Source organism: Streptosporangium sp. NPDC006013 (assembly GCF_040614275.1).
In the GTDB taxonomy this organism is placed as follows: Bacteria; Actinomycetota; Actinomycetes; order Streptosporangiales; family Streptosporangiaceae; genus Streptosporangium.
This window is the reverse complement of record NZ_JBEXUE010000531.1, coordinates 1-6,490: the sequence shown is the minus strand read 5'-3', so window position 1 is coordinate 6,490 and position 6,490 is coordinate 1. Positions and strand designations below refer to the sequence as shown.

General features: G+C 72.3%; 3 protein-coding genes. All 3 read left to right on the top strand.

The window, feature by feature from the left end:
• Nucleotides 1–464 precede the first annotated feature (464 nt).
• The 3 genes from ABZ260_RS43995 (at nt 465) to ABZ260_RS43985 (ending at nt 6,395) form a co-directional block, all read left to right on the top strand.
• Nucleotides 465–5,315, top strand: a complete 4,851-nt coding sequence (locus tag ABZ260_RS43995) for a DUF4132 domain-containing protein (RefSeq protein WP_355629889.1) — start codon at nt 465–467, stop codon at nt 5,313–5,315.
• Between the two features lie 288 nt (nt 5,316–5,603).
• Complete coding sequence (locus tag ABZ260_RS43990; protein ID WP_355629886.1) at nt 5,604–6,134, top strand: DUF4158 domain-containing protein; 531 nt, start codon at nt 5,604–5,606, stop codon at nt 6,132–6,134.
• 51 nt (nt 6,135–6,185) lie between these two features.
• Complete coding sequence (locus tag ABZ260_RS43985) at nt 6,186–6,395, top strand: hypothetical protein (protein WP_355629884.1); 210 nt, start codon at nt 6,186–6,188, stop codon at nt 6,393–6,395.
• Nucleotides 6,396–6,490 lie beyond the last annotated feature (95 nt).

Here is a 6,490-nt window from a genome sequence, read left to right as displayed (position 1 = left end):
GGCCGCGCGGGCCTGGCGGTGGTTGGGTTCGGACACTATGTCCAGTCGGCGGCCCGCCGCTGTCACCGACTGTGCCCGAGGTCGTGGCCCCCGGGTTCACCCACGCCGAAGAAGCCTCATCCCGGACGTCCCCGAGTTCGCATCCGACGCGAACGTCAGCAGCGGCCGCCCCTGCCGACCACCTCGGCAACACGCGAAGCCCCGCAGGTCGGAGACTCCTCACCTCGCAAGATTCATCTCACCGCTAATGGCTGTCCGCAGGTTCCTCAACCCCGACCTCGACGCGGTCCATGTCCGCTGTACTCCGGCCGAACGCCGGGGAGGGCCGCCGCGCGCAGCGCGCCGGCGCCTGCGATGACAAAGGCAAGATCGATATTTCCCACGCCCTGCCGGCTGCCCCGTCACTGCGGGTAAATCATCCGTTTCCCGCCGAATGTCCTAGTGATGATCAAGAATGGCGTGCCATGGGATGGATCGGGATCGCGACGGGCCACGAGCTCACCGTCGAGGGGACGCGGCGGCCGGTGCTCGCCTGCCGGACGGCCGCAGGCCGCGTGCTGGCCAAGGTGCCCGCCAACGTCAGGAAGGATCCGACCGCGGTACGACTCGCCGCCCTCTGCGACCGGCTCGGCGAGCACGCGCGGGCGGTGCACGACCGGGTCGAGTCCTGGATGGTGCGGTCGCTGCCCGTCCCGACCGCGGTGTTCGCGGCCGTGTGGGACGACCCGGTGTGGCGCGAGACGCTCACCGACCTGGTCATCGCCCCGATCGTCGACGGCGCGCCCGACCTCGGCCGCTGCGCGCTCCTGCGCGAGGGCGCGTGGACGGGCGCGGACGCCTTCGCGATCCCGCACCCGCTGCTGCTCGGCGACGAGCCGCCCATCTGGCGGGGCCGGAACCTCACGCAGGTTGTTGAGCAGGTACGCCGCGAGGTGTGGACGCGTCCCGCGAGCATGGACCGTACGTTCGGCGTGGTCGGCACCTTCGGATACATGGACGCCCGGTACGAGAGCGGCGCCGCGTTCGAGCGCCGCGTGCACGAGCTGGGCGGGCGCATCAAGGGGGACAGGGCGCGGTTCACCGTGCACGCGCCCGAGCCGCTCGGCATCGAGATCGACCTGGACTGGAGCGGGCCGATGAGCCCGGCCTACATGGCGTGGCTGAGCTTCACCGCGGGCGGCCGGGAGATCGGCGACATCGCCTGGTCCGAGGGCGTCCGCATTCTCATGGCTCTGTACGCGGACCGCACCGTGGACGAGACGGAGCCGGTGGTGGAGGCAGCCGAGGCGTACTCCCACTACTGCGACGCCCACCAAGGCGAGCCCGGCACCGTGGTGCCCTCCGGCATCACCGGCCCGACGCGCGACGTGCTGCTGCGCGCCGGGGCGGTGCTGCCGGGCACGCCCGCCGGCTCCGACGAGGACACGTGCGTCGCCGTCCGCTACGAGCACTCCGTCCTGGACGAGCCGGTCGTCGAACTCGTCCGGCGCACGGCCGTCGACGGCGACAAGGCCGAGAAGTCGCTGTACGACCTGGACCCGGTGGCGGAGACCGGCGCCGGCACCGTGCACGCGGGCCCGCTCGGCTTCCTCGCGTCCGCCCTGCACTGGTACCCGGCGCACCGCGCCCGCATCCTGGCCGCGCACACCGACCTGCGGGCCGCCCACGGCCTGGCCGCCCGCAAGCCCGGCCTCGCGCGCACCGCGCTCACCCGTACCGGCGACGACCTGGAGACGCACGCGCCCGAGCTGCTGCCGCCGTTCTACGAGGAGTGCGCGCGGATCCTGGCCGCCGCAGGCAGCGCCCGCTTCGCCGCCGCCTTCTTCGAGAAGGCCCGCGCCGCCGAGGACGCGCACGCGCTGCCGGTCGACGAGGCCGCGCTCGTCGCGGCGCACCTCGCCGCGGGACCGGACGCCGCCGGAACGGCCACACTCAAGAAGCACGGCAAGCGGCTCGCCGCCCGCCATCTCGCCCCCGGCGCGTACCGCTGGCACCGCAGCCTGCTCACCGAGTGGTGCGAGGAAGTCCCGGACGGCGCGCTGGCCCTGGCCGACGGCTGGGCGGCGCTGGCGAAGGCCGCCGGGCACACGCTCGGCGGGCCCGAGGACGAACGCGCCGTACGGGCCTTGCTGGAGAGCGGCTGCATGGAGTCGGCACCGCAAACCCTCTGGAAGTTCGTCCTTCCGTTGCTCGGCCCGATGGCACGGGCGGACGCGGGCATCGGCCGCGTGCTCCTCGGCATCCTGCCGCTGCCCGCCAAGGACATCCCCAAGGCGAAGAGCGCGGCAGTGTCGCTCCTCCTCGGCAACCTCGCGGGCGCGGGCCTGGCCGCCCCGTTCACCACGTCCCCCGGGCTGGCGGGGGCGGCGGCGAAGGACTGGCTCGGCCGCTTCCTGAAGCTGTACGCGGGGCTCGCACTCCCCGTCGCCGGTCTCGGTGACCTCCTGCACGACGCCGGTACGCGGCTGCGCGCGGAGGGCCTCACCTGCGACGACCATGAGGCGGTACTGGGAGTGGACGAGGACGAGGTCAACCGCTGGGAGGAGACCGCCGCCGACCTCCCGCTCCTCGATCTCCTCCTGGACCGCGGCGTCCCGCTCGCGCGGCCCCGGCTGCTGCACACGTTCAAGCTGTACGACCGGCTCGCCTCCGGAGCGGGCACCGACCTGGCCGCCGTTGCCGCCGACCCGGACTGGGCCCCGCTGCTGCGCGACGCGATCGTGGGCAACGTGACCAACCAGCTCAACGTCACCGAGCCCGCCGTCCCGAAGCAGACCGCCCCCGAGACCGTACGGGCCCTGACCGCGACACCGGGAACGGCGCAGATTGTCGCCGCCATCCTGGCCGAGCATGCCGAGCGGGTCCCAAATCAAGGGCTTCCGGACGCGCACGCCGCCCTGTGCGACGCCGAACGGTTCACCATCGCCGGAGTCCCCGGCCCCCTCCTGAACAGCGTCCGGACGATCGCGACCGGGACGGACCCGGCCCGCGCCCTCGCCACCACGCTGAGCGGCGGCCTCCTCGACGAACTGGAGTTGCCTGCCTTCGTCCCCGGCCACGTCAACACCATCACCGACTACCTGGAAGAGAGCGGCACCGACCTGCTCCTGATCGAGTCCGGCCGGCTCTGGGAGCACAAGTTCCGCGCCTCCGTCGTCACACCGGATGGAGTCGGCCCGTCCCACGGCTTCGGCACGTACGAGTACGTCTCCAGCCGGTCCCACGAACGGACCGAGGCGCGCGACCTCTACGACCGCTGCCTGATCGCCGTGAACGGCCGGGTGACCGTACTGGACCACGGCGGCCCGCACTGCCCGCACGGCAGCGCGCACCCCGCCGCCCGCCGCGTCGTACCGGCCGACGGCGAACGGGTCGCCTTCCCCGGTGGCGCCGAGGCCACCGTGTGGCGCGGCCAGGGCCGGATCATCGAGCTGCGGGACCCGGCCGGGCGGACCATCGGCCGCTACGTCCGCGGCCGGGGCAGGGTGCCCGAGCACCACGGTGCCGAGAACATCAGCACGGTCAAGCACCACCGCTACGCATCCGGGACCCGCCTGGTCGCGCCTCCCGGCCGGTGGTCGGCGATGCGGCCGCGCGACCCCGAAGGATCCAGGGCGCTGCGCGCCGTCGACGAGAAGAAGGCGCAGGCCCTGATCGACGTCGCGGACGCCGCGCTCGCCGCCGACCTCATGCGGGTGCTGGACCCCGAGAGCGGGTACCCGGAGAAGAGCGCCGCCCGCGACGAGCTGGCGGGACGGCTCCACCCGCTCCTGCCGGAGATCACCGACGAGTCGCTCTGGAAGGGCGTCACGTTCCTGGTGTGGACGGCCGTCGAATGCCGCGAGCGCGGGTTCGCCCTGCTGGAACGCCTGGCGCTAACCCCGCCGCCCCACCTGCGCCCGGCGCCCGCCTCCGCGGCACCCACCGTCCAGTCCGAGAAGTCCCCCGAGCCGGAGGATCCGGGACCTGAGTCCGCGTACGAGAGGATCGTCCACTTCACCCGTGCCGCCGTCGATGTGCCGTACGACAAGAAGATCGCGATATTCAACGCCCCTGCCGCCAAGGGGGTCGAGAACACGCTGGGCCGCCTCGGCGCCGCCGTCCTGGAGGCCGCGTGGGGCAACGGCGGCGGGCGCGCGCAACTTCTGGAACTGGCCGCCGTCCCCGAACTCCTCCGTACCGACGGCACCTGGCACGTCGCCCGGCTGCGCCCGGAGTACGACCTCGGGCAGATCCGCTCGGGCCGCGGCCCCATCATGGCCGCCGCCGTCGCCGACTACGAGCAGGTGGGGCACGGGTACGCGGTCACGGCGCTCCTCTGCACCCCGGACGGCCCCGACCCGCTCCTGTTCACCCGCAACCGCGCCGTCGAGCTGCGGACCTGCCGCGGCTGGGGCGACCCGGACCGGCTCCGGCGGGCGCTCGACCTGATCGCCGAGAACGGCCCGCCGCCCGTGGACCGGGAGGCGACCGTACGGGCGTTCGCCGAGGCCACCGGCCTGTCACCGGCCCAGTGCCTGATCCTGCTGTCCACCTCGGCCCGCACGCTCTCCTGGCCGGACGGCTGGGCGCGGGGCCGCGTCGCCGCCTTCCGCAAGGGCGACGCCGCCCGCGCCCGCGAACTCGACCTGACCGAGATCGAACTGCGCATCGCCGCGCTCTCCCTGGAGGCGCTCACCACCACCGACGAGGCCGTCGAAGTCGTCGAGCTGCTCATGCCCGACGACCCCGCCGACCTCTGGCGTACGGGCCCCGACCTGGACCGGGCGGTCGCGTACTGGACGGAACGCCACCCGAGGCTCACCCCGCTCACCACCGAGCAGTGGGTCACCCTCGCCTCCGGCGCCGAGGACGCCCTGGAGGCGCTGATCGCCCTGCTCGGCGGGCGTCCGTCCGTACCGCCGCTGGGTCACATCGCCCGCGCTGTGAGGCTCCTGGCCGACCGCCTGCCCAAGGACTACCTTGCCCGTACGACCGCCACCGCCCGCCTGCGTGACCTGCACGAACACGTCACCAGCCCGGACACGACCCTGCCCATCGCCGCCGGGGTCACCTCGGTCACCGCCCTGGAACGAGCCGCCGGAGCGACCTCGGCCCACCTCCCGGAGAGCAGGCTCGCCATCGGCGAAGCCCTCACCCTGGAGCCCGCCGGAGACGGCTACCGCGTCCACCTCCGCCCGTCCCGCTGGTCCGACCTGGACGCGCTGGCCCCGGCCCTCCGCCGCGGCGGCGCCACCGATGTCGCCCTGGTCATGGAGGACCTGCGCTTCCTCCGTTCGTCCGAGCCACTGGAGGCCGCGGCCCGGCTGGAGTGACGTTCCCGGAGGTGTGCGGGTGGGTCTTCCCAGTCCGGGAGAACGCCGGAACGTGCCGATCGCGGGCCCTGGTGATGACCAGCGCGCTGATCACTCCGATCTGGCCGTCACGCTATTGTCCGACGACGCTTCACAGTCATCGCCGCTCACCCCGAGATCGTTTCATAGGAGTGTTTCAGACAGCCATCTGTTTGCACCGACTCATGAAGGGGTGCCGGTAGGAAACGTGTCATGAGCCCCAAACGGCGTTGATCTTGCCGTGACTTGCCTGGTCAGTGCTGGGTGGTCATGAAACACTCCCCGATGCGCATCGACGAGCCGGTCGAGCACCGGACGATCCTGGACGAAGAGCGCGAGCTGATCGCCGGGAAGCGGGACACCACGCGACTCGGGTTCGCGATCTTGCTGAAGTTCTACACGCAGCACGGCCGGTTCCCGCGCGGCCGTTCAGAGCTGCCGGACGACGTGGTCGAGCACGTGGCCAAGCAGGTCCAGGTTCCTGCTTCGGAGCTGGGCTTCTATGAGTGGTCCGGCTCCACGATTGAGTACCACCGCCATCAGATCCGCACGCATTTGGGTTTTCGTACCTGTACGACGGCGGACGCGACGAAGCTGGCGGTGTGGCTGGCAGAGAAGGTCGCGCACGCCGAGCGGCGGCCTGACCGGGTACGGGAGGAACTGCTCAAGCATCTGCGCGAGGAGCGGGTCGAGCCGCCGACGCCTGGACGGATCTCCCGGATCGTGGCCTCGGCCCTGCACAACGCGGAGGTCGTCTGGTCGGTGCGGATCGCCTCCCGGTTGAGTCCCGAGGCCACGTAGCGGATCTACGCGCTGGTTGGCCTCGACGAGGCGAGCCGCGCGGGAGCGGAGGTGGGCGGCGATGGCCAAGAGCCCGTCGGTGAGGCGCCTGCCGAGGACGACGACGAGGACTTCGACCTGCTGGCGTTCATCAAGTCCGCGCCAGGCAACGTGAGCCTGGAATCGATGATGACCGAGATCCGCAAGCTGACGGCGGTGCGCTCGATCGAGTTGCCGCCTGGGTTGTTCGCCGACGTGGTGCCCAAGGTGCTGGCCGCCTGATCTCCGACGTCCTGCCGGAAGCGCTTCACCAGCGTGTGGTCGATGGTCACGGCCTGGCTCCGCTCGACGGCTCGACGGGCACGCCCATGACCGGC

Excerpts from the sequence above, each read along its gene's own strand:
- ABZ260_RS43995 (WP_355629889.1), top strand. The coding sequence starts at position 465 with ATGGGATGGATCGGGATCGCGACGGGCCACGAGCTCACCGTCGAGGGG.
- ABZ260_RS43990 (WP_355629886.1), top strand. The coding sequence starts at position 5,604 with ATGAAACACTCCCCGATGCGCATCGACGAGCCGGTCGAGCACCGGACG.